General features: G+C 70.1%; 19 protein-coding genes. 5 read left to right on the top strand and 14 right to left on the bottom strand.

The features are described 5' to 3' along the window. Both D7W81_RS03155 and D7W81_RS03160 read left to right on the top strand, forming a co-directional pair. A partial coding sequence (locus tag D7W81_RS03155; RefSeq protein ID WP_244226935.1) for a carbohydrate-binding protein occupies window positions 1-888 on the top strand: 888 nt, incomplete at its 5' end. Between the two features lie 250 nt (window positions 889-1,138). Continuing rightward, the gene (locus D7W81_RS03160) at window positions 1,139-2,761 is read left to right on the top strand and encodes a Rieske 2Fe-2S domain-containing protein (RefSeq protein WP_120553816.1); all 1,623 of its coding nucleotides are present in this window, start codon (window positions 1,139-1,141) and stop codon (window positions 2,759-2,761) included. 4 nt (window positions 2,762-2,765) lie between these two features. On the opposite strand, the gene uraH is transcribed toward D7W81_RS03160, so the two are convergent. From uraH to D7W81_RS03225, 13 genes are all read right to left on the bottom strand, one after another. Beyond that, window positions 2,766-3,110 (bottom strand): hydroxyisourate hydrolase, encoded by a 345-nt coding sequence (uraH, locus tag D7W81_RS03165; protein ID WP_120553817.1) that lies wholly within the window; start codon window positions 3,108-3,110, stop codon window positions 2,766-2,768. Continuing rightward, a complete protein-coding gene (uraD, locus tag D7W81_RS03170; RefSeq protein ID WP_120553818.1) occupies window positions 3,107-3,619 on the bottom strand; it encodes a 2-oxo-4-hydroxy-4-carboxy-5-ureidoimidazoline decarboxylase in 513 nt (170 codons plus the stop codon). The genes uraH and uraD overlap by 4 nt, the downstream gene beginning before the upstream one ends. Then, complete coding sequence (gene alc / locus D7W81_RS03175) at window positions 3,616-4,638, bottom strand: allantoicase (RefSeq protein WP_120529062.1); 1,023 nt, start codon at window positions 4,636-4,638, stop codon at window positions 3,616-3,618. Before alc ends, uraD begins: the two co-directional genes overlap by 4 nt. A gap of 28 nt (window positions 4,639-4,666) precedes the next feature. Further along, window positions 4,667-6,016, bottom strand: a complete 1,350-nt coding sequence (allB, locus tag D7W81_RS03180; RefSeq protein WP_120553819.1) for an allantoinase AllB — start codon at window positions 6,014-6,016, stop codon at window positions 4,667-4,669. Continuing rightward, window positions 6,013-7,455 carry an NAD(P)-binding domain-containing protein gene (locus D7W81_RS03185; protein ID WP_120553820.1) on the bottom strand — a complete coding sequence of 481 codons (1,443 nt, stop codon included), beginning with the start codon at window positions 7,453-7,455 and terminating at the stop codon, window positions 6,013-6,015. Before D7W81_RS03185 ends, allB begins: the two co-directional genes overlap by 4 nt. Window positions 7,456-7,532: 77 nt before the next feature. Then, window positions 7,533-8,315: a hypothetical protein gene (locus tag D7W81_RS03190; RefSeq protein WP_120553821.1), complete on the bottom strand. Its 783-nt coding sequence runs from the start codon at window positions 8,313-8,315 to the stop codon at window positions 7,533-7,535. Beyond that, on the bottom strand, window positions 8,312-9,442 hold the full coding sequence (locus tag D7W81_RS03195) for a hypothetical protein (protein ID WP_120553822.1): 1,131 nt from the start codon (window positions 9,440-9,442) through the stop codon (window positions 8,312-8,314). Before D7W81_RS03195 ends, D7W81_RS03190 begins: the two co-directional genes overlap by 4 nt. Before the next feature lie 32 nt (window positions 9,443-9,474). Continuing rightward, a complete protein-coding gene (locus D7W81_RS03200; protein ID WP_120553823.1) occupies window positions 9,475-10,575 on the bottom strand; it encodes a coiled-coil domain-containing protein in 1,101 nt (366 codons plus the stop codon). Continuing rightward, a complete protein-coding gene (locus tag D7W81_RS03205; RefSeq protein ID WP_120553824.1) occupies window positions 10,572-11,813 on the bottom strand; it encodes a glycosyltransferase family 2 protein in 1,242 nt (413 codons plus the stop codon). Before D7W81_RS03205 ends, D7W81_RS03200 begins: the two co-directional genes overlap by 4 nt. A gap of 196 nt (window positions 11,814-12,009) precedes the next feature. Next, window positions 12,010-19,215 (bottom strand): RHS repeat domain-containing protein, encoded by a 7,206-nt coding sequence (locus D7W81_RS03210; protein ID WP_120553825.1) that lies wholly within the window; start codon window positions 19,213-19,215, stop codon window positions 12,010-12,012. Between the two features lie 168 nt (window positions 19,216-19,383). Next, entirely contained in the window at window positions 19,384-19,890 is a 507-nt protein-coding gene (locus D7W81_RS03215) for a hypothetical protein (protein WP_120553826.1), read from the bottom strand. Between the two features lie 46 nt (window positions 19,891-19,936). Next, entirely contained in the window at window positions 19,937-20,449 is a 513-nt protein-coding gene (locus tag D7W81_RS03220) for a hypothetical protein (RefSeq protein ID WP_120553827.1), read from the bottom strand. Between the two features lie 67 nt (window positions 20,450-20,516). Then, window positions 20,517-21,722, bottom strand: coding sequence for a phosphatase domain-containing protein (locus tag D7W81_RS03225; protein ID WP_120553828.1), 1,206 nt, complete (start codon window positions 21,720-21,722; stop codon window positions 20,517-20,519). Window positions 21,723-21,825: 103 nt separating this feature from the next. Between D7W81_RS03225 and D7W81_RS03230 the strand changes: the two genes are divergently transcribed. Beyond that, window positions 21,826-22,608 carry a 4'-phosphopantetheinyl transferase family protein gene (locus D7W81_RS03230; RefSeq protein WP_120553829.1) on the top strand — a complete coding sequence of 261 codons (783 nt, stop codon included), beginning with the start codon at window positions 21,826-21,828 and terminating at the stop codon, window positions 22,606-22,608. On the opposite strand, the gene D7W81_RS03235 is transcribed toward D7W81_RS03230, so the two are convergent. Then, on the bottom strand, window positions 22,605-23,378 hold the full coding sequence (locus tag D7W81_RS03235; protein WP_120553830.1) for a thioesterase II family protein: 774 nt from the start codon (window positions 23,376-23,378) through the stop codon (window positions 22,605-22,607). The two genes, D7W81_RS03230 and D7W81_RS03235, sit on opposite strands and share 4 nt — an antisense overlap. Before the next feature lie 188 nt (window positions 23,379-23,566). Here D7W81_RS03235 and cysD point away from each other — a divergent pair, with 188 nt between their 5' ends. Beyond that, on the top strand, window positions 23,567-24,517 hold the full coding sequence (cysD, locus tag D7W81_RS03240; protein ID WP_208721138.1) for a sulfate adenylyltransferase subunit CysD: 951 nt from the start codon (window positions 23,567-23,569) through the stop codon (window positions 24,515-24,517). Next, on the top strand, window positions 24,517-25,782 hold the full coding sequence (locus tag D7W81_RS03245) for a sulfate adenylyltransferase subunit 1 (protein ID WP_120553832.1): 1,266 nt from the start codon (window positions 24,517-24,519) through the stop codon (window positions 25,780-25,782). Before cysD ends, D7W81_RS03245 begins: the two co-directional genes overlap by 1 nt. Window positions 25,783-25,789 lie beyond the last annotated feature (7 nt).

The raw sequence follows: 25,789 nt of genomic DNA on the forward strand, positions 1-25,789 counted from the left end.
GAACCAGAGGGCACCCCGGAGCCCGTCCCCTCGGAGACGGAGGCGCCGCCGGACCCCTCCACGCCCGAACCCACGATGCCTCCAGAGGCCACGCCGGCGCCCGCGCCCTCGGGCGTGGACGGCTTCGGCGTGACGATGCTGTACCCGTCCAAGCAGGGCGGTGAGGCGTGGGAGCTCGCGGAGAACGCGACGGCGGACAAGCGCTTTGATCCCCAGGGCACCATCACGCGCAACGCGGACGGCTCCTGGAAGATGAAGAGCACGAAGGTCCGCATGAGCGCCTACCCGGCCACGGGCTACGACGCGAAGCAGATCCCCACGTACGACCGCGACGTGCTGGCGGGCCGCGGCTACATGCAGGCGGCGAACGACTGGAAGAACATCGAGATGACCGGCTTCGTGAAGGTCAACGCGGTGGCCAACACGCAGGACAACTTCGCCTGGTACGCGCGTGGCGGGAAGCACAACGACAACAGCTCCGGCTGCGAGGGCAGCAGCTACAAGGGCGGCCTGCACTACGACGGCCGCGTGCGCTGGGAGAAGGAGACCTGGCACGTGTCCTATGACCAGGCGCCGTACAAGCCGGCCACCTCCGCGCTGAAGGGCCGCTGGGTGGGCTTCAAGGCCGTGATGCACAACGTGCCAGGCGCGAACGGCGCGGAGGCCGTGAAGCTGGAGCTGTACCTCAACGACAACGCCGACAAGGTCTCCTGGACCAAGGTCTACGACATGACCGACGACGGGGCCTGGGGCGGGGATGCCCAGCACTGCGGCGGCTCCGTGGGCGCCATGCCCATTACGTGGGGCGGGCCCATCGCCACGTTCCGCTGGGACAACGCCACGGACGTGGACTTCAAGTGGATGAGCGTGCGGGAGATCCAGCCCTAGGCGGGCCGCACGCCGCATGTCCTGAAAGCATCAGGGGAGGGGGACCTGGCACGGTCCTCCTCCCCTTTTTTGTTCGCGGCCGGACGTGACGTGCGTGGCCTTTCCAACAAGAGGGGCGCGCCGGGGTGCCGCTGGAAAGAGACGCCCTAGCTTCGCAGCCTTGCTGATGCCGGGGCCACGGGCCGCCCGCGCACATCCACTCCAGGGCGCGGCCCTCCCGGCCATGCCCTCCATTCGAGGGACGACGTTCATGCGGATCACCTTCCTGGGTCATGCGGGCTTCGCGGTGGAGACCGCTGGAGCGCTCGTCGTCATGGATCCGTGGCTGACGCCCCAGGGAGCCTTCGACTCCGCGTGGATGCAGCTGCCGCGCAACCACCACCTGGCCCCGCGCGTGAAGGAGCTGCTGGAGACGCCGGGCAAGGAGCGCTTCCTCTACATCAGCCACGAGCACAAGGATCACTTCGACCCGGAGTTCCTGGCCACCATCGCGAAGCGGGACTTCACCGTGCTGGTGCCCAAGTTCCGCCGCTCGGAGCTGCGGGACATCTTCGAGAAGTACGGCTGCAAGCGCGTCATCGCGTGCGAGGACTCGCGCGAGATTCCCATCAAGGGCGGCTACATCAAGCTCTTCGTGTCCGAGCAGGGCACCAACCGCGACTCCAGCGTGATGGTGCGCGGTGACGGGCAGTGCTTCCTCAACATCAACGACTGCAAGATGCACGACCGGCTGGTGCGCGTCATCGCGGAGGAGGGGCCCATCGACGTCTTCTCCGCCCAGTTCTCCGGCGCCATCTGGCACCCCACCTGCTACGAGTACCCGAAGGAGACGTACTCGGCCATCAGCCTGAAGAAGCGCGACAGCAAGTTCGAGGCGGTGGCGCGCGCGCTGGACGTGGTGCGGCCCCGCGCGTACATCGCGGCCGCGGGCCCGGCGGCCTTCCTGGACCCCGCGCTCTACAGCCTGAACTTCGAGGACGTGAACATCTTCCCGCGCGCGCCGGTGCTCTTCTCCTACCTGGAGAAGCGCATGCCCACGCTGCCCACGCGCTACCTGGAGCCCATGCCCGGGGACGTGCTGGACGCGGGCTCGCTGGAGTTCGTGTCCCAGGTGCCGGAGCGCGTGACGACGGAGAACTTCAAGGACTACCTCCAGACGTACGCGAAGGACATGGCCTACGTCTTCCGCGAGCGCCGCCGCAACCTGATGCGCGAGGAGGTGGACGAAATCCACTCCCGCCTGCGCGTGGAGCTGCAGCGCAAGCTGGACCTGCTGGACCTGCACGACCGCGTGGGCATGCCGCTCTACGTGGAGCTGACGGAGGCGCCCACGCGGCTGTTGCGCGTGGACTTCAAGAAGCGCCGCGTGGATGAAGTGACGGAGATGCTCGACAAGAGCCGCTACGCGATGAAGGTGAACGCGAGCGACATCGTGCGCGTGCTGGACCGCAAGCTGAACTGGGAGGACTTCCTCCTGTCCTTCCGCCTGCGCCTGTCGCGCAACCCGGACGTGTACGAGCCCGTGCTGCACGGCTTCCTGGGCGTGGAGGTGGAGGACATCCGCGAGTTCTGCGACGGCATCCGCGCCACGGAGGCCCAGAAGGAGCGCACCGTGGTGGAGGCCGGCGGCAAGCGCTTCTCCATCCAGCGCTTCTGCCCGCACCAGGGCGCGGACCTGGCGGAGGGCTGGGTGGAGGAGGGCCGCTACGTGGTGTGCCCGCGCCACCGCTGGCAGTTCGACCTGCAGAACGGCGGCGGGTGCAAGACGAACAACTCCACGCTCTGCGCGGAGCCCGTCGCCGACAAGCCGGAGGGCGGCAACAAGGTGGACCGCGGCGGCGACAAGGCCCCCGTCGAACCGCCGCGCGTCTGACGCTTCAGCTGCCCCGGTAGGTGGAGAAGCCGAAGGGGCTCAGGAGCAGCGGGACGTGGTAGTGCTCGTCCGTGGCGGTGACTTCGAAGAGCACCTGCACGGACGGGTAGAAGCCCCGCTGGCCCCGGGCCTGGAACCAGGCCCCGGTGTCGAAGGTGAGGCGGTACACGCCGGGCGCGAGCTTCGTGTTCGCGCCCGACAGGTCCTTCACCCGTCCATCCGCGTTGGTGACGCCCCGGGCAATCTCCAGGAAGAGGTCGCCCGTCGTGCGCGCCTCCAGCAGGAGGGAGAGCCCCTCCGCGGGACGGCCCGTGCTCGTGTCCAGGACATGCGTGCTGAGGGTGCTCATGACGCGAGGAGCTTCTCCAGTCGGATGCGGGTGATCTTCGCCTGCTCCCCGGCGGCGATCTTCAGCTCCGCCTCCGGGGTGTTGTGCATGCGGTCCTGGAGCAGCTCCAGCATCTCCGCCGCGCTCTTGCCCGTGGCGCACACGAGGAAGATGAAGCCATAGCGGGACTCGTAGTCCCGGTTGCCCTGGGCCAGCGCCTGCAACACGCCTTCGTCCGCGCCGGCCACGCCCTTCTGTTCCTGCGATGACCACTGCGCGGTGGAGGCGAACTTCTCCCGCAGCTTGGACACGTCGCCGATGCGCGGGTGGTGCGTGAAGGCCTCCAGCCAGTCCTGCGGTCCCGTGCGCGCCCAGGCGTCCACGGCCTCCGCGTACACGTGCTCCGCGTCGCGGAACGGGCGGACGGCCAGCATCCGCTGCACCCACTTCGTGCTGCCGCAGCAGCGGGTGAAGGCCTGGGTGGCCTCTTCCGTCGTGGCGGTGTTCAGGCGCTCCAGCGGTGTGCTCACGCCGGTTCCCCGAAGAGGCGCAGCCGGCTGACGCCGCCATCCGGGAAGATGTTGAGGCGCACGTGGGTGATGGGGCCCACGTCCTTCAGCTCCTTCTCGAAGACGTGGCAGTGATCCGCCTGGAGCTTGGACTGGGGCAGCAGCTCCTTCCACTTCAGGTGCGTCGCGTTGGCGAAGTCCAGGAGCGGCTCCTCCAGGTGGATGCCCTCCAGCGAGCAGCGGTCCGGGAAGTTGCCCTTGAAGAAGTGGGTGTCCACCTCCGCTCGGCGCAGCGTGCCCGCGGTGGCCAGCTTCACGACGATCCAGTCGAAGCCCGGCACGCGCTTGCGGCGCGTCTCCCAGCCCTCGCCCATGTTGGCGGCGCGGCCCGGGAAGATGAGGTTGTCCTTCGTGCCGAAGAACTGATCATTGCACGTGACGACGGAGCCGCCGTTGGCCGCCGCCGCCAGGTCCACCAGCCCCGCCTTCTTGAGGGCGTGCCAGTCCGGCAGCACCTGCCCGTGCACGCGCAGGCGCGCGACGCCGCCGTCCGGGTAGATGTTGAGGCGCACGTGCGTGAATCTCCGCTCGTTTGCCACCGCGAAGAGGTTGCGGGAGCCGCCGCGCAGGCGCTGCTTGGGGACCAGCTCCGTCCAGCGCGACACGTCCTCCGCCAGCGACTCCGGCGTCGGGTCCCCGTCCACCTCGCACGCCTCCAGGGAGGCGTACTCGGGGAAGTTGCCGATGAAGTGGTTGGTGTCCACGTCGATGCCGTGGATGGCGCCGGGCAGGCCCAGCTTCACGATGCACCAGTCATAGCCGGGCACGCGCTTGCGGCGCGTCTCCCAGCCGTCCATCCACTTGCCGCGCTCCGTGTACTTGTCCGCGATGAAGACGCCGCGCCCGGGCTCCAGCATCGCTTCCTTGGGCGCGAAGAACTCGTCGTTGGCCAGCAGGGCCTTGCCGCCCACCTTGCGTGCGGCCAGGTCAATCAGGTCAGCGAAGGCGACGTGCATCGCCCCGGGTGCTTCGGCTTGCATCGGTTGTCCTCTCCCGGACCGCCGGGGCCTATCCGCGCGGCAGCCACTGGCCGATGCGCGGGCCCGTCAGTCCCTCGGTGGCGTCGAAGATACGCTGGCCGCGCAGGTATGTCCTCAACACCCGGCCTTCCAGCTCGCGTCCCGCGTACGGTGTCAGCCGGTGCCGGTGCCGGATGTCCTCTGGCGCCACCTTGAAGCGCGCCTCCGGAGCGAAGACGACGAAGTCCGCGTCCAGTCCCGGCCGGATGGCTCCTTTGCGCCCCGACAATCCGGCCAGCTTCGCGGTGCGGTGCGCCATGCGGTCCACCAGCGCGTCCAGGCCCAGGCCGTGCGCGCGCATGCCCGTCCACACCGCGGACACGCTCAGCTGCAGCCCGGCGATGCCGCCCCACGCGCCGGAGAAGTCCCCGGCCTCCAGCTTCTTGAGCGCGGGCGTGCAGGGGGAATGGTCCGACACCACCAGGTCGATGAGGCCGCTCTTCACCGCGGCCCACAGCCGCTCGCGGTTGGCCGCCTCGCGGATGGGCGGGGCGCACTTGAAGTGGGTGGCGCCGGCTTCAATCTCCTCCGAGGTGAAGGTGAGGTAGTGCGGGCACGTCTCCACCGTGAAGGGCAGGCCCTCCGCCTTTGCCTTCGCGATGTCGTCCAGCGCGTCCGCCGCGGACAGGTGGACGATGTGCACGGGGCCCCGGTGCTTGCGGCACAGGTCGATCATCATCCGGATGGCGTCCACCTCCCACGCGGCCGGGCGCGACGCGAGGTAGCTGGCGTACGCGCGCACGTCGCCCGCGAAGGGCGGCTCGTGGTCCGTCAGCTCCGCGTGGACCAGCAGCGGCACGCCCGCCTTCGCGAGGATGGGCATGGCCGCGTCCAGCACCTCGCGCGTGGCGGCGGGGAACTCGTCCACGCCCGAGTGCACGAGGAAGCACTTGAAGCCCGGCGCCCCCGCGTCGGCCATCGCCTGGAGCTCGTTCGCGTTGCCGGGGATGACGCCGCCCCACAGGCCGTAGTCGATGGCGCACTGGCCGGACGCGGCCTCCGCCTTGGTGCGCAGCGCGGCCAGGGACGTCGTGGCCGGGATGGAGTTGAGCGGCATGTCCACCACGGTGGTGATGCCGCCCGCCGCCGCCGCCGCCGTCGCCGTGGCGAAGCCCTCCCAGTCCGTGCGGCCGGGCTCGTTGATGTGCGCGTGGCTGTCCACGATGCCGGGCAGCAGCGCGTCCCGGCCCAGGTCCACCACGTTCGCGCCCAGGGGCACGTCCACCGTCTCGTGGATGCCTTCGATGCGCCCGTCGCGCACCACCACCGCCGCGGCGCGCGTGCCTTCGGGCGTCACCACGCGCTCACCGCGAAACACCGTCACTCCAGAAGCACTCACGTCTCGAACTCCGTCGTCGCGTAGTCCGCGAGCGCGCGGAAGTGGCGCTCGCTGTCATCCAGGTAGAGCTGCTTCGTGATGCCGCCCACCAGCCGGGGCAGGCTGTACTTCATGCCGGAGATGCTGGCGCCGCCGAAGCCCAGGGAGAGCAGACACCCGAAGGTGTAGTTGAAGACGCCGCCAATCCACGGCGCGCTGCCGGGCTGCTTCTCCTGGAACTCGAAGGAGGGGCCCAGGTACGGGTGGCGCAGGAGGTCCGCGTGCCGCTCGTTCTCCGGCGGCGTGAAGCGGTCCTTCCACAGCGCGATGTGCGGGTGCAGCTCCGCCAGCTCCGGGCGCAGCGACAGGTCCGTGGTGAAGCCGGACGCGATGATGAGGAAGTCGAACGTGTGCGTCGCGTGCGGCGTGCGCACCACGGCCTTGCCGTCCTGCTGCTTCACCTCCACCCAGGGGCTCTCCGCGTGCAGCTGGAAGTGCGGGTGGCGGCGCGCGCGCTCGAAGGTGTCGCGCGGCGGCAGCTGACCCATCTCGATGATCTGCCGGATGAAGCGCCAGCGCTGCGCGTCCGGCAGGTCGCCGTGGTGGCGCAGGAAGCCGGCGAACTCCGCCCAGCGGTAGGGGTTCACGTTGGGCAGCTTCTTGCGGCGGTAGAACAGGTCCACCCCGCCCGCGCCCGCCTCCAGCGCCACGGAGGCGTTGTCGAACGCGGAGGCCCCGGCGCCCAGCACACCGATGCGCTTGCCCTTCAACGCATGGAAGTCGATGGGGTCATGCGTGTGCGCCCACAGCGCGCGCGGCAGCGGCTGCACCTCCGGGGGCGCGTCCCAGCGGCCGGAGCCGTCAATGCCCGTGGCCATCACCACCTTGCGCGCGAGGAGGAACTCCGCCTCGCCGTTGTGCGCGGCGGGGACCTCGAAGCAGTCCAGGTCCGCGCGCCAGCGCAGCGCGCCCGCCTTGGTGCCGCACTTCACGGGGATGCCCAGCACGCGCCGGTACCAGAGGAGGTAGTCCGCCCACAGCTCCTTCGGGATGAGGGCCACCTGCTGGAAGCCCTCCGCGCCGTGCTGCGCCTCGTACCAGGCGCGGAAGGAGAGGTTCGGGATGTTGAAGTCCGGGCCGGTGAGGTACTTGGGCGTGCGCAGGGTGATCATCCGCGCGAACGTCTTCCAGGGCCCGTGGAAGCCGTCCTTGCCGTCGTCCAGCACCAGCAGGTTCGTCACCCGCTCGCGCATCAACCCGAACGCGGCGCCCAGGCCGCTCTGGCCTCCGCCAATGATGAGCACGTCCAGGATGGGGCGGCCATCCGGGGTGGAGCGCGGCGGCACCCAGCTGCGCGCGGGGTAGGACAGGATGTCCAGGTCGCGGCGGAGGGCGTCCTCCAGCGCTTCCAGGCCCTGCGGGGGACGGTACGTCGAGGCCAGCGGGTCGCGGTCGGGCATCGGACCCGAAGCAACCCATGCCCGGATTCCCCATGCAAGGGGGCCCGGCGACAGGGGCCGGGTTCCGGACGGCGGCGTCAGCGGTGCGAGGTGGGCCCGGCCGCCTGGGGCACGAGCAGCTCGAAGCGCACGCGCGCGTTGTCCGTGCGCATCCCCGCGGGGCCTTCCAGTCGGAGCGCGTCGGCGGGCAGCAATCCCTCCCAGACGCGCTGCCCGTCCGCGTACACGGTCAGCACGTCCGCGTCGATGCGGGCCCGCAGCACGTGCGGCTCCCCCGGGGAGAGCTTGTCCAACGGCTCCATGACGCGCGGCTGTACGGTGGAGTAGCCAGCGTTGCCGCACTCGCCGCTCTCGTGGTCGTCCGGGTTGGACTTGAACTGGACCACGATGCCCGCGGACGGCGCGATCCGCCACATGGCGTAGAGGGCGTTGCAGCCATCCCGGGCGCGCAGCTTGAGGCCCACCTGTTCGCGGTGCCGGCCGGACGCCAGCGGAATCACTGGATCGGTGGAGCCCAGCCAGGTGAAGCGCAGCTCCGCCTCATCGCCTGTCGTCTCCGGCACGACCGCGCGCTGGCGGGGCACCTCGATGGCGAACCGCGTCCCGTCCCGCGCCTCCTCCTGGAGGTTCACGAGCTGCCCTTCGGTGACGTGCAGCTGCCGCCGCGTGACCGGGGCCAGGCTGTTCTTCGAGGGTGACGGATCAGCGCGAAGCGCTCGCGTGCTGGAAGACACAGGGGAGTCCATGGGCTTCCTCGTGCTGTTGCAGGCGCCGTGGCTCAGGAGCAGGGCGCCTGCCCACAGCATCAACACCGCCGACGTCCCGAGCGCCACCCACCACCGTTGCCGCGCGTCGCTCATGGGCTCGTGCCTCCCAGCAGCGTCTGGAGTGTCTCCAGGTGCGCGCCCAGGTAGGCCTGTTCCGCCTGGAGCCTCGCCAGCTCCAGCAGCAGGTAGTCCCTGAAGCGGCGCACCTGCCTTGTCTGCAATTGCTCCACCTCGCGCAACTGCCCCTGAAGGTCCGACACCAGCGCGGACACCTCGCCCAGCCGCTGCTGTTCGCTCCGCTCGGTGATGCGCAGCTCGCCCAGCAGCTGGCGCACGCGCCGGGGCGCTCCGTCCACCGCGTCGCGCGCCTCCTGGCGGCGGCCCTCGCGGGCCTGGGCGTTGGCCCGGCCCTGCCACAGGTTGCCCAGGTTGTAGCCCAGCGTGAGCTGGCCGAAGAGGGGCGTGTCCTGGTCCACGTCGAAGACCTCGTCGTAGCCGCCTCGCACGCTCAGGCGCCACGCGGACGCCGTGCGCAGGCCGCCGGACAGGACCTCCACCTGATCATCCGCGGCCTCGAAGGCGCTGAGCAGCGCGTTCAAGGTCTGTCCTTCCGGCGGTGTGGGTTCGAGCGCCAGCTGCTCGCGGGCCTGGGCGGTGTCGCGCGCGAGCGAACGCAGGTGATCCAATCGCACCTGCACCGCGTTGAGCTCCTCCAGCGTCGCGCCGCCGTCGCGCAGGTCACTGCGCAGCTGGGCCACCAGCTCTTCCGCGCGGGGCAGGGAGGTGGCCAGCGCCCGCGCGCGTGCGTCCAGCGCCGCCGCTTCGCCCAGCCGGGAGCCGTGCTCCACGGCGCTCTGGAGCGCGGCGAGCGCCTGGTAGCGGCGGCACTCGGCCTCCGCGCGCGAGCGCAGAGTGCGGCCCCGGTAGAGGCCCACGAAGTCGTAGCCCAGCCCTGCGGTGACGCGCAGCTTGGGCGAGCCCAGCGGCATGTCGTCCGAGCCGCCCATCGCGTCACCCGCGTTCACCGCGCCGACGCTGGCGAACACCTCCGGCGCCAGCTCCAGCGCGGCCAACGCGCGCGAGGTTCCGCGCACGCGCTCGCAGTAGCCCTTCGCGAGGTCGCCCTGGGCCCGCACCGTCCCCGCTTCTTCCGCCGCCGGGGCCATGCCCGCCCACAACCCAAGCCCCAGCAGGGCTCCTCTCGCGAGGCTCGTCCGCATCCTCCGCTCCCTTTCGTGTTTCAAGATGGGGCTCACAGCATCAACGGGGGATGGCCCAGGTGAAGCAGCGGCTCTCGCGCGCTTGGCGCGTCCCGAAGCTGGAGTTCCACCATCACGCCTCGCAAGTGGTACTGGCGGATGGGGTGCTGCTGGGACACCTCGCCCTCCAGCACGGGGCCCACCACGCCCACCTCGCGGCACCAGAGAATCTTCAGCGCGCAGGTGTACAGCGGGGTGCCGGCGCGGGCGTTGGGCAGGTTCTCGTAGGGCACGAAGGCCACCGTGAGGTTCTGCTCCAGCGCCTTGAGGTACGGCGAGCCATGCACCACCTGGAGCAGGTGGTTGAAGCGGCGGATGCGGTCATCCAGCGCGCGCACGTCCTCCTCCAGGGTCTTGCGCTGCGCCTGCGCCCGGGCCATCACCAGCACCGACTGCGTGTACTCCCGCTCCAGCAGCAGCGTGTCCGTGGTGAGGCCCTCGGCGGTGTCGTCGCGGCCCAGGCCGTTCTCCGCGGCGGTGAGCCCCGCGCTCTCGCGCCGGAGCGTGTCCAGGCGCATGTCCAGGTCCACCGTCTCCTGCGCCAGCGACAGGTTGCTCTGCGCCATCTGCGCCAGGTGGTGGTTGGTGGTGAGCACGTCCTCGCGCTCCATCAGCTTCGCGCCGTAGAGCGCGTTCGTCCGCGTGCGCGCCAGGCCGCTGTACGCGCGGTTGGACTCGGCGATCTCCCCGCCCGCGCGCAGGTACTCCTGGCGCAACGCGGACAGCCGCTTCGCCAGCCGGTCGCGAGAGCGCTTCTCGCCTTGGAGCGCCACGACGAAGCGCTGCTGGAAGGACTGCTCCGTGGCCACGGTGCGCTCGGCTTCCCGGAGGCGGTCGGAGGCTTCGCGGCGCCGGGCCATCAGCCCATCCCGCTCCGACTCCTGCTGCGCCGCCTGCGCGTTGAGCGCGAGCACGTTGGGGTCGGTGGGGGACAGGATGGTGGGCGCCGCCCAGCTGCTGCTCGCCAGGAAGAAGCCCTGCACCGCGAGGAATGACAGCAGGCCCAGGAGGATCAGCGCCAGCAGCACCGACCCCATGAACTTGTAGGCGGACACCGCGACGGAGTTGAGCCGGTTGGCGACCTGCTGATTCATGACGGGGTTCCCTCGCCTGCGGAGTTGGAGGTGAGCGGGGCGGGGGAGGGCGCCTGGGCCGGCGTCGGGCTGCCGCGCGTCTCCCAGCTCCCGGAGTCGAGCGTCAGGAGGGCCAGCGGCGTGAAGAGCGCGTACGTCACTGGCATGAGCAGCGCCATGGGCAGGAAGCTCACCGCGGGCACGCGCCGGTCCTCGGGCAGGTAGCGCGTCTCCAGCCGGTAGATGAAGCCCAGCAGGCCAATCACCAGGAAGTGGAACGCGAGGATGTCCCAGAACTCGCCGTTGAGCATGTTGTGGACGATGACCACCGGGTACGCGAGCAAGAGCGCCAGCTGCGACACGTAGTGCACGGTGATGACCGGGTGCAGCCGCCACGCGTGCGACAGGCCGCAGATGAGGTCCACCAGGTTGGAGCGCCGCCACCGCAGCTGCTGGCTGAAGTAGCCCGCGAGCGTGGACGGCGCGGCGGTGAAGCAGTACGCGTCCAGCGTGTAGACCGTCTCGTAGTCGTGCTTGACGATCTGCCGCGTGAGGAAGCGGTCCTCGCCGTACTTGATGGGGATGCCCGCGATGGCGCGCGCCTCCAGGATGGGCTCCAATTCCAGCAGCACCGAGCGGCGGTACGCGGTGAGACAGCCGGACAGGCACATCACCTGGCGGAACGAGCGCTCCAGGTCCTTGAGCCACTTCTGGGCGAAGTGGAACTTGATTTCAATCATCCGCGTCAGCCAGTTCTGGTGACGGTTGATGACGAAGGTGCGTCCACCCACCGCGGCGACGTTGGGGTGCACGAAGCGGCGGATGAGCTGCCGCACGGCGCTCTTCTCCACCACCACGTCGGAGTCCACGGAGACGATGATCTCCGCGCCTTCCGCGGCGCGGACGCCCCGGTTGATGCCCTTGCGCTTGCCCATGTTCTCCGGGTTGCGCATCACCCGGACGTTGGGGTGCCCTTCCGCGGCCTTGGTGGCCCACGCGACGCTGTCATCGCGCGAGCAGTCATCCACGACGATGATCTCGGTGAGCTCGCTGGGATAGTCCTGCTCCAGCAGCGCGCGGACCGTGTGGTAGATGCCCTGGCCTTCGTTGAACAGCGGAACGACGATGGCGACCTTCGGGCGGTAGGCGTCATCCACCCGTTCGAACCGCCGCCCCTTCAGCCGCCTCAAGAAGGGGCCCAGGATGTAGCGGTTCATCAACACGACGATGAACAGCAAATGGATGGGAAACAGTTCCATCGGTACCGCGCGCCCCCTCACGCCCCGGAAGGGCCCCGGGAACCTCCCGGAGCCCTTCCTTCCGTCCCCAAGACGGCCGCTCCACCCTTGTGAAGCGCACGGAAGGTTGGGGTGTCTCGCACGTCCCGCCAACTGACCGGGACCGGTGGGCCGCCCGGTGATGGAAACCGGGCGGCCCGGGGCCTTCAGCGCGGGATCAGAACGTCCGGAGGACCTCCAGGAGCGAGTACTGCGAGCTCATCCGCCTGGAGAGGGCCTTCTGGCCCAGGTGGCTCACGAACACGTCGACGAAGAAGGCCTCCCCGCCCACGTTGACGACGTTGAAGGCGTGCGCGACGTTCGCGTCGCTCTTGAGCGTCCCCACGACGATGCCCCGGGCGCCGCTGCCCCATCCCTCCACGGTGCTGATGAGGGCCTTCTTGCTGCTCTGCGCGACGAGGTTCGTCTCGAAATAGGCCTGCACGAGGGTCGTGGACATGGGGCCCCGGGCCAAGGGCATCATGGGCGCGCCGCTCATGGTGGACTCGAAGGCGATGGCCGTATAGCCGCAGTTCCTCGCGCACGCCCCCGCGCGCACCTGGATGGCCACGGACGTCACCTCCGCCTGGACCTCCGCCCGGGCGGCCCGGACCGCTCGCGAGGTCCCGGCGATGCTCGTGGGAGCCGGCAGCAGCAGGCTGCCCACGAAGCCGACCGCCGAACCGCCGCTGTAGTAGCCGGTGTTCTCGTTGACGGAGTACCCCATGGCGTTGCGGATCGTGCGCGTCGGGATGAACCAGGCGAAGCCGTCCCCGAATCCCGCGGACGCGCTGGCGATCTTGTCGTACGTCGCGTTGAGGGAGCTCTCGATCGCCTTCGCGCCCTCCTGGGTGTTCGCCAGTGCGTCGATCAACGCCGACAGCGGGGCTCCTGTCGCCGCGAACGTGTCGTAGTTGAAGGAGCCGTCCGTGAAGACCAGACCGCTCACCGCCATGGCCTCCAGCATCATCGTGCGGCCCAGCACCGTCTTCGGCCCGGAGAGCGTCGCCGAGAAGACCGCGCCGGGCGTGGGCGGAGGCCGGCTGGCGGCCCGGGGGCTGGGGGCTGGGCCTCCGCCTCCGGACTGCGTCTGGGAGGGCAGGTAGATGCGCGGGTCGTTGATCTCCGACGGCCCACCGCCCGGGAAGCCGCCGCCTCCCCCGGGGCCCTGGCACTCCCGGCCGATGCACCCCGGATCCATGCCCGTGGGGTCGGACGCGTTCTGCGGATCGTTGTGCGCGAAGGCGTAGGGGTTGGTGGTGGCCGCCGTGCGCGGCACGACCAGCGGATCCCGGCTGAGGAACCGGCCGATGACCGGGTCGTAGACACGCGCGCCCAGGCTCACCAGCCCGAACGCCGCCAGCGCCTGGCCGTCGTTCCACTGCGTGCTGGTGTAGAGCGTGGAGCCCGGCGACGCGCTCCCGGTGGAGGACGCCGCGCCGAAGGGCTGGTAGCTCACCGCCTGCACGAAGGCGCCGTTGCGGTCGGTGTAATGGCGCGCGCCGCGCTGCTCGCCGAAGCCGAAGACCCAGTCCTGCCCCGGCCCGCGCCGGCTGGCGACGATGCCGCCCGGCCCCGGGATGTTGCGGGTGATGAGCGACACGGGCTGGCCGTTGACCACCTGCTCCCGGCGCTCCAGCGTGCCGCCCAGGTGCCACTCGTGGCGCGCGTCCACCGCGCTCACGCCGCGCAGGTCCAGCTCCTGCATCTCCCCCAGCGCGCCGTAGCGGAAGGTGGCGTCGCCGGTGAGCTCCGTGATGGAGCGCAGGGCGCCGGAGGGGTAGTAGCCCAGCTGGCGCGTGCCGGTGCGCGTGGGCATCTGCACCACGCTGCCCAGCGCGTCGTGCAGCACCTTGCAGGCCGTGGCCGCGGGCGTGGCGGTGCTGTACTCGATGTTGCACACCCGGTCGCGGTTCGCCGCGCGGTAGCTGAGCGCAGCGTCGAGCGTGCCCGACACGTCGTTCTGCCGGAGCACGTTGCCCAGCGGGTCGTAGCCGAACGTCCAGTTCATCTGGGTCTTGATGCCCCAGGTGCGCTTGGACGACGCGAGCCGGCCCAGGGCGTCGTAGGTGTGCACCGTGGCGGGGCCGCTGGTGGCGCTGTCGGTGAGCTCCTCGCGCCCCTTCTCGCGTCCCATGGGGTCATAGGCGGTGTAGACGGTGCGCCGCGCGCCCTGGGGCGTGCTGATGCGCGTCTCGCCCAGCACCCGGCGCCCCAGGTCGCTGAACTGGGCCGCGTATTCCACCACCTCGCCGAACTTCGCCAGGCGCACCCGGCCGAACGGGTCAATGGTTTGCGCGCTGTAGAGTTGCTTGCCGGTGTCCGTGGTCACCGTGCGCAGGCGGCTGGCCGTGTCGTAGGCGTAGCCGACCTCCTCGTAGGCGTAGTCCGTGTCCGGCAGGTAGAAGCCCAGGGCCGTGAGCGAGCCGTCCGCGCGCACCCGCGACTTCTCCACGTAGGTGAAGCCCGCGCTGTCGATGTACGTGCGCGCGTTCGTGTGGCCGTAGGCGTCGTAGCTGTAATACGCGCTGCCCGTGGGGGACGACACCTTGGCCAGCCGCCCCAGCACGTTCGTGGGCGTCACCATGGACGTGGGGCTCAGGCCGACGTCATAGAAGTAGTCGTGCTTCGAGTCGGGCACCACCTGGCCGTTCGTCAGCTCCTCCTGGTGCTTGATGCGGCCCAGGGCGTCGTAGGTGTTGAGCAGCCGGTGGGCCGCGATGGGCAACACCGTGGTGTCCGACCAGCTCACCTCCACGGGCTCCCCCCAGCTGCTGTGGCGCAGGGTCTGCACGGCGCCCTCCGGTTCCTGCCACTGGAGCAGCTGGCCGAAGGAGTCGAACGACCACGTCCACCCCACGGGGCCGGTGAGCGCGGCGGGGTCCAGGTAGCGCGTCATCCCGGTGGGGCGCCCCAGCCGGTCCTGCGTGAACACCGCGTGCTCCAGGCGGACGCCGGCCTTCAGCGTGGAGCGCGACACCAGCCGCCCCAGGGCCGTCATCGTGGCGGTGCGCACCACGTCCGCCTGGGGGCTGCCGGGCAGCAGCGACGACGGGTCCTGCGTGCTCACCGTCTCCTGGCTGTTGGCGAACGTGCGTGTGGTGCACGCGAGGTAGCGCTCGGCGGTCTCGTCCGTCGCGCCCACGGCGGCCTGGATGCCCCGGGCCCGCACGGTGCACGACGGCATGCCGTCCGCCAGGAAGAAGGACGTGGTGCCGTAGGCGGTCGCGCCCGCCTGGGACGCCGGATACGGGTCGGCCTGGAAGCGCACGCGGCCCAGCCCGTCGTAGACGCGGGCGCCGGTGATCATCACCTCGTTCGCGTAGTCGGTGCCCAGGGGGACCTCCGTGCGGCGCTCGCGGCCCAGCTCGTCCAGGAACACCGTGGCCGTGGTGGCGGGCGCGCTGGCCTCCGTCCCCGGCGTCACGGGGTCGCTGAAGATGCGCGCGGCCATGCGGCGCCCCAGCGGGTCCGTGCCGCTGAAGCCCAGGTAGCTCGTGGTCATCAGCACGCCCAGGCTGCCCCCGGGAGGCGTCACGGTGGCGCGCACGGGGCGGCCGTAGCCGTCGTAATCCGTGCCGGACCGGGTCTGGTTCTGGTCCAGCACGCTCACGGGCGCCAGGCTCACCGGGTCCAGCGTGGTGGTGGTGACCAGCGCCGGCAGTCCCGTGGCGTCCACCCGCTGGGTCACCGGCATGAGGCCGAAGGCGTCGTAGGTGAGCGAGGACACGCGCAGGGCGCCGTCCTCGCGCTCCGTGGTGACGGTGACGGGGTTGCCGGTGACCGGGTTGTACGTGGCGTCGTTCACGCGCACGGAGTCCAGGTACGTCCCGGTGATGACGTTGTAGCGGTCGCGGGTGCGCGAGGTGTTGCGGCCCTCGGACACGCTGCCCGCGGGCAGCCCGTCATAGAGCCAGGACTCGGCGGCGTAGGTGACGTAGGGCGTCTTGTCGCAGTACCAGTAGCGGCGCGAGCGCGGCGCATCCAGCCGGCGCGCCGCCGTGCCCACGGGCGTGGCGTACACCGTCTCCACGCAGAGGTCGTCGTCGGAGCGGTTCACGTCGCCGCGGTACAGGACGTTGAGCACCCGCCCGTAGTCGTCCACGGCGCGCACCTCCGCGCCGGTCCCCACGTTGGCGGTGGAGGGCGGCGCGGCGGTGCCCCGCCAGGTGCCGCTGCTCTTCGTGTACAGGAAGCCGTGCGCGGAGCACAGGTCGAACGCCGTGGCGGAGGTCTCGCTGTCCTCGAGTGACACGTCGAAGTCCAGCGGGGCGATCATGTCGATGCAGTCGTGCAAGTTGATGTTCGGACGGCGCGTCTCCTCGAAGAGCTTCGCGTCCCATTCGACGTGCGTGGCGTTCACCCGGCGAGAATCGTTGGCCACGTCGACGGAGAGCAGCGGCCACGGGTCCGTGTTCTGCACCGTGAGCTGGGTGATGTCGCGCACCCGGCCCGCGAGGCCCTGGCGGAGGAAGCGCTCCGCCTTCGTCGTGGCAAAGGGGGCGGGCAGGGGATACGTGTCCGTGACCGTGGCGAACCCGTTGTAGATCAGCTGGGCGTAGAAGCCCTGCTGCGCCGGGGGCGCCAGCGCCGTGGAGCGCGTGGAGATGGAGCGCTGGTAGCCGGCCAGGGTGAACGCCTGGAGCGCGGAGTCATAGACGAGCTCCGCGCCGCCGTAGGCATAGCGCGTGGCGGACAGGGTGCCGCCCAGGCCCTGCGTGCCGGTGGTCTCCACCGACGTGACGACGATCTCCGGGAAGGGCACCTGGTGCTTCGTCAGGGTGTCCTCCTTCGCGGAGCGGTAGCCCACGGTGGTGAGCGCGCCGTAGCCGTTGTCCACCGTGACGATGCGGCCGGCCTCGGGCTTGCCGGGGAGGCTGCCGCCGACCAGCGGGTACACGTCCAGGTTGGTGCCGTTGAGCTTCACGATCTCCGCCCGGCCGTCCCCGTCCAGGTCGTAGAGCCCCTCGAAGGTGCCGGACCGCGTGCCGTCGCAGCGCTCCCTCGCGTTGGACATGAGGAAGTTGATCCCGGTGGTTTCGATGGGGACGGGCGCGGTGAAGCCCGTCCCCGTGCCCACCGCCACGGTGGAGGGGCCCAGGTAGTCGAGGATGCCGTCGCCGGTGACGTCGCGCATCGTGTTCTGCAGGCCGGCGACGAACGGCGTGGAGCCTGGCGCGTCGGGCTCCGGGGTGATGCAGTCGCGCTCGTAGTTGCTGAACTGGGTGTTGAAGCCGGGCATCTTGATCCACACGCTGGCGAAGCCCCGCCCCGTTCCCAGCATGGCGATCCCCGAGCTCACCCGGTCCAGCAGTCCGTCACCGTTGACGTCCGCGAACCCGCAGCCGACGCCCTGGAAGTTGCCGGACGACGCCCACGACCCGACGCCGCAGCTCGTGCCGCTCAGGATCGTGATGGGGGTGGAGAAGGCGCGGGAGAGGCTCGTGCTCATGCGCAGCCCCTGCACGTTGAGCACCGCCTCGACGGTATTGCCCTCCTGCTGGGTCGGCCGGATGAACACCTTGTGAGAGACGTTGATGACCTGGCCCGGCTGCGCGCCCTGGGTGCTCGGCTTCGGCGCCTCGACCATGGCCACCGGTGACGAGTTGAAGACGAGGTCCGGGAAGCCATCCCCGTTGACGTCCTGCAGCTCCCACTCGGTGAGGGTCACCTCGTTGCTCTCGAGGACCTGGTTGGGCCAGTTCTGGCCGCACTCGCCGGCCTGGAAGCCCTGGAGGTACGCATCCCAGGTCCCGGTGGTCCCGTTGAAGCGCCAGCAGTAGCCGAGGGTGCGGTTGTAGCCGGTGAAGCGGCTGGAGAGCGGCACGTAGTCGTCCCGCACGTCGAGCCCCCGGCTCCTCAGGGTGGCGTACACGTCCGCGGTGTTGATCTCCCGCCGCGCCCACTTCACCCCCGAGGGGCCGGTGCCGGGCGTGTTGAGGTAGACCACCCACTTGCCCGGGGCCTCCGCGGCGTCGACGACGTCCACCCGGCCGTCGCCGTTCATGTCCAGGGCCTGGCGCCACACCTTGTCCACGTTGACGTTGCTGGCGTTGTGGTTGAACCGGTTCTGGGTGGCGCTGCGGTGCTCGAACGCACCCGAGGCGAAGGTGACGTCCGCGAGCTGGGCGGTGGTGGCGCCCAGCGTGGTGGAGCCCCCGGCGCCGGGGCGGTTGGAGGCCACCCACAGCTTGTTGTCCTTCTTGAAGACCAGCTCCGGCCGGCCATCCCCGGTGACGTCGGTGAGGCTCTGCCACGTCGTGGAGCCCAGGCTGGAGGCGAAGGGCGGGAAGAACGCGCTGTCGCGCGCGGTGCTGGCGATCACCGTCGCGTCCGCGCCCGTGGGCATGGGCAGCGACTGCGTCTTCGCGAAGAGCAGCTTGCCGTTGGTGGTAGCGCTCCCGTAGGTGAACGAGGCCACCGGCACCGGCACGGACGCCTCCGGCGTGCCCTGGCGCCCGGTCATCCGCACCGAGCCCAGGCGCGGCTGCTGCGTGTCCGCGTCCGGCGAGTACTTGAAGGCGTACGTGCGCAGCGGGGTGAGGGCGCTGGCGCAGGTGGCCCGGCTGCCCACGGCCACGGAGTCCAGGGTGCGCAGGCGCGCCAGGACCCGGTCGCCCATCACCGACAGCGCCAGGGGCAGGGGCTGCGGCGCGCCGTACGCGAGGGTGACCTCGTGCTTGTAGCAGCCCTCCTGCGGGTGGGGGTTGTAGCGCACGCGCACCAGGTCCACCGACACGCCGTTGCCGTAGTCGCGGTTGTCCGCGCTGGCCCACGAAGGCGTGCCCACCGCGTAGTCCAGCTTCACCACGGAGTTGCCCGGTCCGCGGATGGTGTCCAGCAGCCAGAACCCCGTCCCCGCCAGCTCCGCGGGCTCCACGAAGGTCCAGGTCTGCCCCTGGCCGTCGTACATCACCCAGGTGCCGGACTGCTCCAGGAGGGAGACCTCCGGGGCGTCCCGGCGCGCCACCCAGCGCGTGCCCTGGGGCACCAGCTCCAGCACCTGGCCCTGGAGCGACAGCAGCACCTGCTCCCGGCCCTTGGGGGGCGTCATGGGCGACGTGTATGGCTTGCGGCGCGCGAACGAGGTGTCCCGGCGCACGTAGGAGAACGGGATGTCCCAGCCCAGGCCCACCGCGCCCACGCCCCGCGCCCCCGACACGATGGACAGCGGCAGCGGCACGCCCCCGCGCGCGGGCGGCAGGTCCAGCGGCACCGACGCCGAGAACCCGCCCGACGCGTTCACCATCCCCGGCTCCGTGCCGGTGTCCGAGACGCGCCCTCCGTAGTGACCGCCGGTGGGCGCCAGCTGCGCCGCCCCCATCCCCGGCCACAGCGCCAACGCCAGACCCATGGCCATGCCCAGCCATGAGCGCGAAATCATCCGTCGCATCGATACCCCCTCGGGTACGTCCTGTGTCTTCGCCCCAACGACGAAGCCCCGAGGGGGTAATTACCGGAAAAGCCGTCTAGCTGGAAGATTCCCCAAAGATTGGAATTGCGACGCGATGCGTGAGGAGGCTCCAGAAGCCTCCAAGGCGGGAGGCGTGCTTCAGGTGCCGGCCAACCTCACCGTCACCGGCAGGGCGAAGGGCGGGCCGTCGCTGGTGCAGTTGACGTTGTAGTTGCCGGTGAAGGTCGCCGTGACCGCCGCGCCCGCGGAGGCGCGGCCGCCCGTGCCGCCGGTGATGGACAGGGAGAAGGAGCACTCCAACTCCGGGTCCTCCGGAATGGGGAAGGTGCAGGTGCCCGGCTTCATGCTGAAGGTGTACTCGCCCGTCATCGTCGCGGTGAGGTCGCACTCGAGGGGCGGGAGGGCCACGGTCAGCCCATTCCGGGTGCTCGCATCCTCGGTCAGGACGAGGCTTGTCTGGATGGGCTCCGGGGTCTCGGGAGAGCCGGGGATGGTCATCGTCATCAGGACGGGGTGCGTGCCCGTGACGTTGGAGCGCGTGTACTCAATCTGCGCGGGGTCCTGGGCGTCGTCGTCATCCCCGCCGCACGCAGCGCAGAAGAGGGAGAGGGCTGCGACGGACGTCAGGGCGAGGCTGCGGAGCATGGGACGGGACCTCTGGGGTGGGCAGTGAAGATTGAACGGCGAGGGATCAGGTGCCCTCGAGCTTGATGAGCACGCCGGTGAAGTAGGGCTCGGAGGAGTCCGCGCAGCGCCGGGTGTAGCTGGCGTTGAAGGTCAGCCCAACCCTGCCGGCCACGGGGTCGCGTCCGCCGGAGCCCTCGTTGATGGCGAGCACGATGGTGCAGCTGGACTGCTGCTCATCGTGCGGAGGAACGACCAGGCGACAGGAGCCCGGGTTCAGGTCGAAGGTGGACGAGCCCGTCATGGTCGCGGTCAGGTCGCATTCAAGAGGCTTGATGGAGACGCGCAGCTTGTCCCGCGAGCCCGTGTCCACGGCCAGCACGACCGAGGCCTGGCCGGGAAGAAGCGCTTCGTCCGCCGGCTGAGCGCCGGACATCGTCATCGTGACGGGATAGGAGCCTGCGACACCGTAACGCGTGTCCTGGGTCTCCCCGGGATGGATGGGCTCTTCCTCCGCTCCGCACGCGGTGCAGAGGAAGCCGAGGGCAGCGGCGGACATCAGGGCCAGCGGACGGAACATGGGACGGTGCTCCTTCGTTGCATGGGGATGCGGCCCGCGCCTCGTGACGAGCCACGGCTTGTGAAATTCAAACGCTCAATGCCCGGGGCAGCGCTGATGCCAGCGTCAGGTCGCGCGCGAGTTCCGCCTCACGCGCCTGACGTTGGGCGGGTGTGGCGAAGGTAATGGCCGCCAGGGATTCCGTCGCGGCGGCGGCGATGCGGTCCACCCCGTCGCGGGAGATGACGCCCGCGTGGAACGCGTCCACCGCGGCGCCCACGTACGTGTCGAAGAAGAAGACGTGCTGGGCGCGCCACTCGTCGCGCTTGGGCCTCGGCGTTTCCACCACGTCGTGGATGAACACGGCGCGCACCGCCTGGGGCAGGGCCGCGCGCATCCGGGCGCCGAACTCCACGTCGCCCTGGCCGCTGTCGCCCACGAACACGAATCCGTATTCGGGGAAGAGGCGCGCGTACTGTTCGAAGTTCTCGAACTTCTTCTGCGCGATGCGCGTGTTGCCCAGAAGGTAGAAGAAGCTGCCGGAGAGCATCACCGCCAGCGGCACGCCGCGCTTGCTCAGCGAGTCCAGCGTGGCGTTCTCGATGAGGCCCAGCGGATCCTGCGGACGGGCGCTCACGAAGACGAGGTCGCCCGCGCGGCCCGGGATGATGCCCGGCCCCCGGTCCAGCTCCTGGTAGAACGCGAGCACGCCCGGGTACACCGTCTTCTTCGGGTAGCGCGGGTCCACCCAGTTGGCGAAGAACGTGTCGTCGATGTCGCTCAGGACCTTGTTCTCCCCGCTGGGGACGGCCTGGGCCTCGCGCTGGAAGTGGGCGAGCACGTGCTCACGCACCGCCACGTCGTCCATGTCGTCGAACACCAGCTTGTGCAGGTCGTGGTACTCGCCGCCCGCCTCCAGCAGGTTCTTGAACCCGGTCAGCTCCCGGCCCTTCAGCCCCAGGAACAGGTCGCGCAGCCTTGTTTCCGCCTGCCCGCGCGTGGCGCCCTTCTGGAGCGCGGTGGCCAGCGACGCGCGCACCGGCAGGGACAGCTCCGCGGCCCGGCGCGCGCACAACAGGTCCAGGAGCGCGGTGTGATGGTCGGGGCCCATCATCCGGTCGTCCAGGTCCGACAACAGCCGCACCAGGTCCACGTTGGACAGGAGGAAGTTCAGCTCCTCGCTGGTGGCGCCCTCCAACAGGTCCAGGATGCGGCGCTCGTCGTCGCGGTCCGTGTGGCCGGTCATGTCCCGGCGCAGCGCCTGGAGCTTCGTGGTCGCGGTGGACAGGTCCATGCGTGTGTTCCCCCTTGCCGTTGGACCGGGAAGCCTACGCGCCCGGTGAGAGGCCGGACCAGCCCCCGTGACAGGCGCGGCGGTTCCTGATTGCCTGCACGACATGACGGTGTCTCCTTTCTCCACGCCCCTCGACCTGCGCCCCGACGAGGTCCATGTGTGGCTCGTCGAACCCGAGCGCATCGACGACCCGCGCCTGCTGGAGGCCTACAAGGCCCTGCTGGACCCGGGCGAGCGCGAGCGGCAGCGGCGCTTCCACTTCGAGCGCCACCAGCGCCAGTACCTCGTGTCCCACGCGCTGGTGCGGCTGACGCTGTCGCGCTACGCGCCCGTCGCGCCGGAAGCCTGGCGCTTCGTCCCCAACGAGTACGGCCGTCCCGCCATCGTGGGGCCGGTGGGCCAGTGGCTGCGCTTCAACCTGAGCCACACCGACGGCATGGCCCTGGTCGCGGTGGGCCGGGACGTGGACCTGGGCGCGGACATCGAGGACGCGGAGCGGCCGGGGGAGACGGTGGAGATCGCCGACCACTACTTCGCGAAGACGGAGGTGCAGGCCCTGCGCTCGCTGCCGGAGGAGCACCAGCGTGCGCGCTTCTTCGAGTACTGGACGCTGAAGGAGGCCTACATCAAGGCGCGCGGCGCGGGCCTGTCCCTGCCGTTGGATCAGTTCGGCTTCGACCTGGTGCCGGGGCAGATGCCGCGCATCTCCTTCGACCCGCGCATGAACGACTTGCCGGACGTGTGGCAGTTCATGCAGCACAAGCCGTCCGCGCGGCACCAGGCGGCGGTGGCCTTCCGCAGGCCCCGGGGCGGGGCGCTCTCCGTGCGCTGGCAGCACACCGTGCCGCTGTCCGGGGACATGACCCCGGTCATCAAGACGGCCTAGCCCTGCGCGGTCATCCAGCGCGTCAGGTCCTCGCGCACGGCGGCCAGCACCGGCGGGCCGTGCGTGCGGATGAAGAAGTGGCCGCCCTCGAAGTGGCGGATGCGCACGTCGGCGGTGGACTCCGCGCGCCAGTGCTCCATCATGTCCAGCCCCACGTGCTTGTCTCCCTTGCCCGCGTACACGGACAGCGGGATGTCCAGCGGGGCCGCGTCCTTGCCGTCCTCGGACCAGGCCAGCGCGAAGTCCGCGCGCAGCGTGGGGAGGACCAGCTCCAGCAGCTCCTTGTGCTGGAGGACCTCCTCCGGCGTGCCGTCGTACTCGCGCAGCTTCGCGATGAAGCCCGGATCATCCAGCTGGTGGATGGGGTCCCGGTCGTTGTGCGACGGCGGGGGCGCCGCCGCGGCGATGAAGCCCAGCGGCTTCGGTCCGCCCTGGCGCTGGAGCGTCCGCGCCACCTCCAGGCCGATGCGCGCCCCCATGCTGTAGCCGAACAGCGCGAAGGGTCGGTCCATCAGCGGCGTCAGCGCCGGCATCAGCACGTCCATCAGCGCCGGCAGGGACTTGAGCGCGGGCTCCATCAGGCGCCGCTCGCGCCCGGGCAGCTGCACCGCGCACAGCTCCACCCCGGTGGGCAGCGCCATGCTCCAGGGCGTGTAGATGGCCGCGCTGCCGCCCGCGAACGGCAGGCAGAACAGGCGCAGGCGCGGCTCCGGGAGCGGCCTGCGGGACGGGAACCAACGGTCGGGGACGGGAGGGGAGGCGCTTGCCATGGCGCGGCCGTCTATACCATGGGCCCCCCGCGCGAAAATCCCCTCCTGCACGCCCGGTGAGCCTCCGGAGCACGCACCCGGAGTGGGCCGTGAAACATCCGTCCCAGCAGGTCGGGCGGCCATGTTTCACCGCCCCCTCCCGCATGTCGCATCCGGCGTGTGTCATCGCCGGGGACGCGGAAACTTTCATGGGCACGGTTGGGTGTCGGAAGGGTTGTGGTAGCTTGCCCGCCGTGAGTTACGAGCTTTCACATCTTGAGGCGCTGGAAGCCGAGTCCATCTTCATCATCCGGGAAGTCGCGGCGGAGCTGGACCGGCCGGTGCTGCTCTTCTCCGGTGGGAAGGACTCCGCGGTGATGTTGCACCTGGCGGTGAAGGCCTTCTGGCCCGCGCCGCTGCCGTTCCCACTGATGCACGTGGACACGGGGCACAACTTCCCGGAGGTCATCCAGTATCGCGATGAACGGGTGGCGGAGCTGGGCGCGCGGCTCATCGTCGCGTCCGTGCAGGAGGCCATCGACGCGGGGAAGCTGACGGAGGAGAAGGGTCCTCGCGCGTCCCGCAACCGCCTGCAGACGCAGCCGCTGCTGGAGGCCATCGAGAAGAACGGCTTCAACGCCGTCTTCGGCGGCGCCCGGCGCGACGAGGAGAAGGCCCGCGCGAAGGAGCGCGTGTATTCCTTCCGCGACGAGTTCGGCCAGTGGGACCCGAAGAACCAGCGGCCGGAGCTGTGGTCGCTCTACAACGGCCGCCACCGCCGCGGTGAGCACCTGCGCGTGTTCCCCCTGTCCAACTGGACCGAGCTGGACATCTGGCAGTACATCGGCCGGGAGAACGTGGCGCTGCCGTCCATCTACTACACGCACCGGCGCGAGGTGTTCCGCCGGGACGGGATGCTGATGGCCTGGTCGCCCTTCATGTCCATGATGCCCGGCGAGACGGTGACGACGGAGACGGTGCGCTTCCGCACCGTGGGCGACATGACGTGCACTGCGTGCGTGCCGTCCACCGCGTCCACCGTGGAGCAGGTCATCACGGAGGTGATGGCCTCCCGCGTGACGGAGCGTGGCGCCAGCCGCGCGGACGACAAGTTCTCTGAGACGGCGATGGAAGACCGCAAGCGCGAGGGATACTTCTAGTGGAACTGCTGAGATTCGCGACCGCGGGCTCCGTGGATGACGGCAAGAGCACCCTCATCGGGCGGCTGTTGTTCGACACGAAGTCCATCCTCGAGGACCAGCTCGCCGCGGTGGAGCGCACGAGCCACGCCCGGGGCGACGAGTACGTCAACCTGGCGCTGCTGCTGGACGGCCTGAAGGCCGAGCGCGAGCAGGGCATCACCATCGACGTGGCGTACCGCTACTTCTCCACGGTGAAGCGCAAGTTCATCATCGCGGACACGCCCGGACACCTGCAGTACACGCGCAACATGGTGACGGGCGCGTCCACGGCGGACCTGGCGCTCATCCTGGTGGACGCGCGCAAGGGCGTGCTGGAGCAGACGCGCCGCCACGCGTTCATCGCGTCGCTGCTGCGCGTGCCCCACCTGGTGCTGTGCGTGAACAAGATGGACCTGGTGGACTACGACCAGGGCGTCTTCGACCGCATCCGGGAGGAGTTCCGCCAGTTCTCCATGAAGCTGGACGTGTCCGACCTGTCGTTCATCCCCATCTCCGCGCTGGGCGGGGACAACGTGGTGACGCGCTCGGAGAAGATGCCCTGGTACCAGGGCCCCACGCTCCTGCACCACCTGGAGAACGTGCACATCGCGTCCGACCGCGACCTCATCCACCTGCGCTTCCCCGTGCAGGGGGTCATCCGGCCCGCGTCCGCGAAGAAGTTCCACGACTACCGCGCGTACTCCGGGCAGCTCCTGGGCGGCGTGATGCGTCCGGGCGACGAGGTGATGGTGATGCCGTCCGGCTTCACCACGCGCATCAAGTCGCTGGAGCTGGCCGGCAAGCCGATGAAGGAGGCGTTCCCTCCCATGTCGGTGAACGTGTCGCTGGAGGAGGAGCTGGACATCAGCCGCGGCGACATGCTGTGCCGCCCGGGCAACCCGCCCACCGCGAGCCAGGACATCGACGCGATGGTCACCTGGCTGTCGGACACGACGCAGCTCAGCTCCGGTTCACGGCTGGCCATCAAGCACACCACCCGCATGGCGCGCGCCATGGTGAAGCAGCTGCACTACCGGCTGGACGTCAACACGCTGCACCGCGACGACCAGAGCCCGGGCCTGAAGCTCAACGAGGTGGGCCGGGTGACGCTGCGCACGACGGTGCCGCTCTTCTTCGACGAGTACCGGCGCAACCGCAGCACCGGCAGCTTCATCCTCATCGACGAAGGCACCAACGCCACCGTGGGCGCGGGGATGATCAACGGCCCCGCGGTGGACAGGTAGGAAATGG

This window comes from Corallococcus aberystwythensis (assembly GCF_003612165.1).
GTDB lineage: Bacteria > Myxococcota > Myxococcia > Myxococcales > Myxococcaceae > Corallococcus > Corallococcus aberystwythensis.

Excerpts from the sequence above, each read along its gene's own strand:
- D7W81_RS03160 (WP_120553816.1), top strand. The coding sequence starts at position 1,139 with ATGCGGATCACCTTCCTGGGTCATGCGGGCTTCGCGGTGGAGACCGCT.
- uraH (WP_120553817.1), bottom strand. The coding sequence starts at position 3,110 with ATGAGCACCCTCAGCACGCATGTCCTGGACACGAGCACGGGCCGTCCC.
- alc (WP_120529062.1), bottom strand. The coding sequence starts at position 4,638 with ATGCAAGCCGAAGCACCCGGGGCGATGCACGTCGCCTTCGCTGACCTG.
- D7W81_RS03185 (WP_120553820.1), bottom strand. The coding sequence starts at position 7,455 with ATGCCCGACCGCGACCCGCTGGCCTCGACGTACCGTCCCCCGCAGGGC.
- D7W81_RS03190 (WP_120553821.1), bottom strand. The coding sequence starts at position 8,315 with ATGAGCGACGCGCGGCAACGGTGGTGGGTGGCGCTCGGGACGTCGGCG.
- D7W81_RS03195 (WP_120553822.1), bottom strand. The coding sequence starts at position 9,442 with ATGCGGACGAGCCTCGCGAGAGGAGCCCTGCTGGGGCTTGGGTTGTGG.
- D7W81_RS03200 (WP_120553823.1), bottom strand. The coding sequence starts at position 10,575 with ATGAATCAGCAGGTCGCCAACCGGCTCAACTCCGTCGCGGTGTCCGCC.
- D7W81_RS03205 (WP_120553824.1), bottom strand. The coding sequence starts at position 11,813 with ATGGAACTGTTTCCCATCCATTTGCTGTTCATCGTCGTGTTGATGAAC.
- D7W81_RS03210 (WP_120553825.1), bottom strand. The coding sequence starts at position 19,215 with ATGATTTCGCGCTCATGGCTGGGCATGGCCATGGGTCTGGCGTTGGCG.
- D7W81_RS03215 (WP_120553826.1), bottom strand. The coding sequence starts at position 19,890 with ATGCTCCGCAGCCTCGCCCTGACGTCCGTCGCAGCCCTCTCCCTCTTC.
- D7W81_RS03220 (WP_120553827.1), bottom strand. The coding sequence starts at position 20,449 with ATGTTCCGTCCGCTGGCCCTGATGTCCGCCGCTGCCCTCGGCTTCCTC.
- D7W81_RS03225 (WP_120553828.1), bottom strand. The coding sequence starts at position 21,722 with ATGGACCTGTCCACCGCGACCACGAAGCTCCAGGCGCTGCGCCGGGAC.
- D7W81_RS03230 (WP_120553829.1), top strand. The coding sequence starts at position 21,826 with ATGACGGTGTCTCCTTTCTCCACGCCCCTCGACCTGCGCCCCGACGAG.
- D7W81_RS03235 (WP_120553830.1), bottom strand. The coding sequence starts at position 23,378 with ATGGCAAGCGCCTCCCCTCCCGTCCCCGACCGTTGGTTCCCGTCCCGC.
- cysD (WP_208721138.1), top strand. The coding sequence starts at position 23,567 with ATGGGCACGGTTGGGTGTCGGAAGGGTTGTGGTAGCTTGCCCGCCGTG.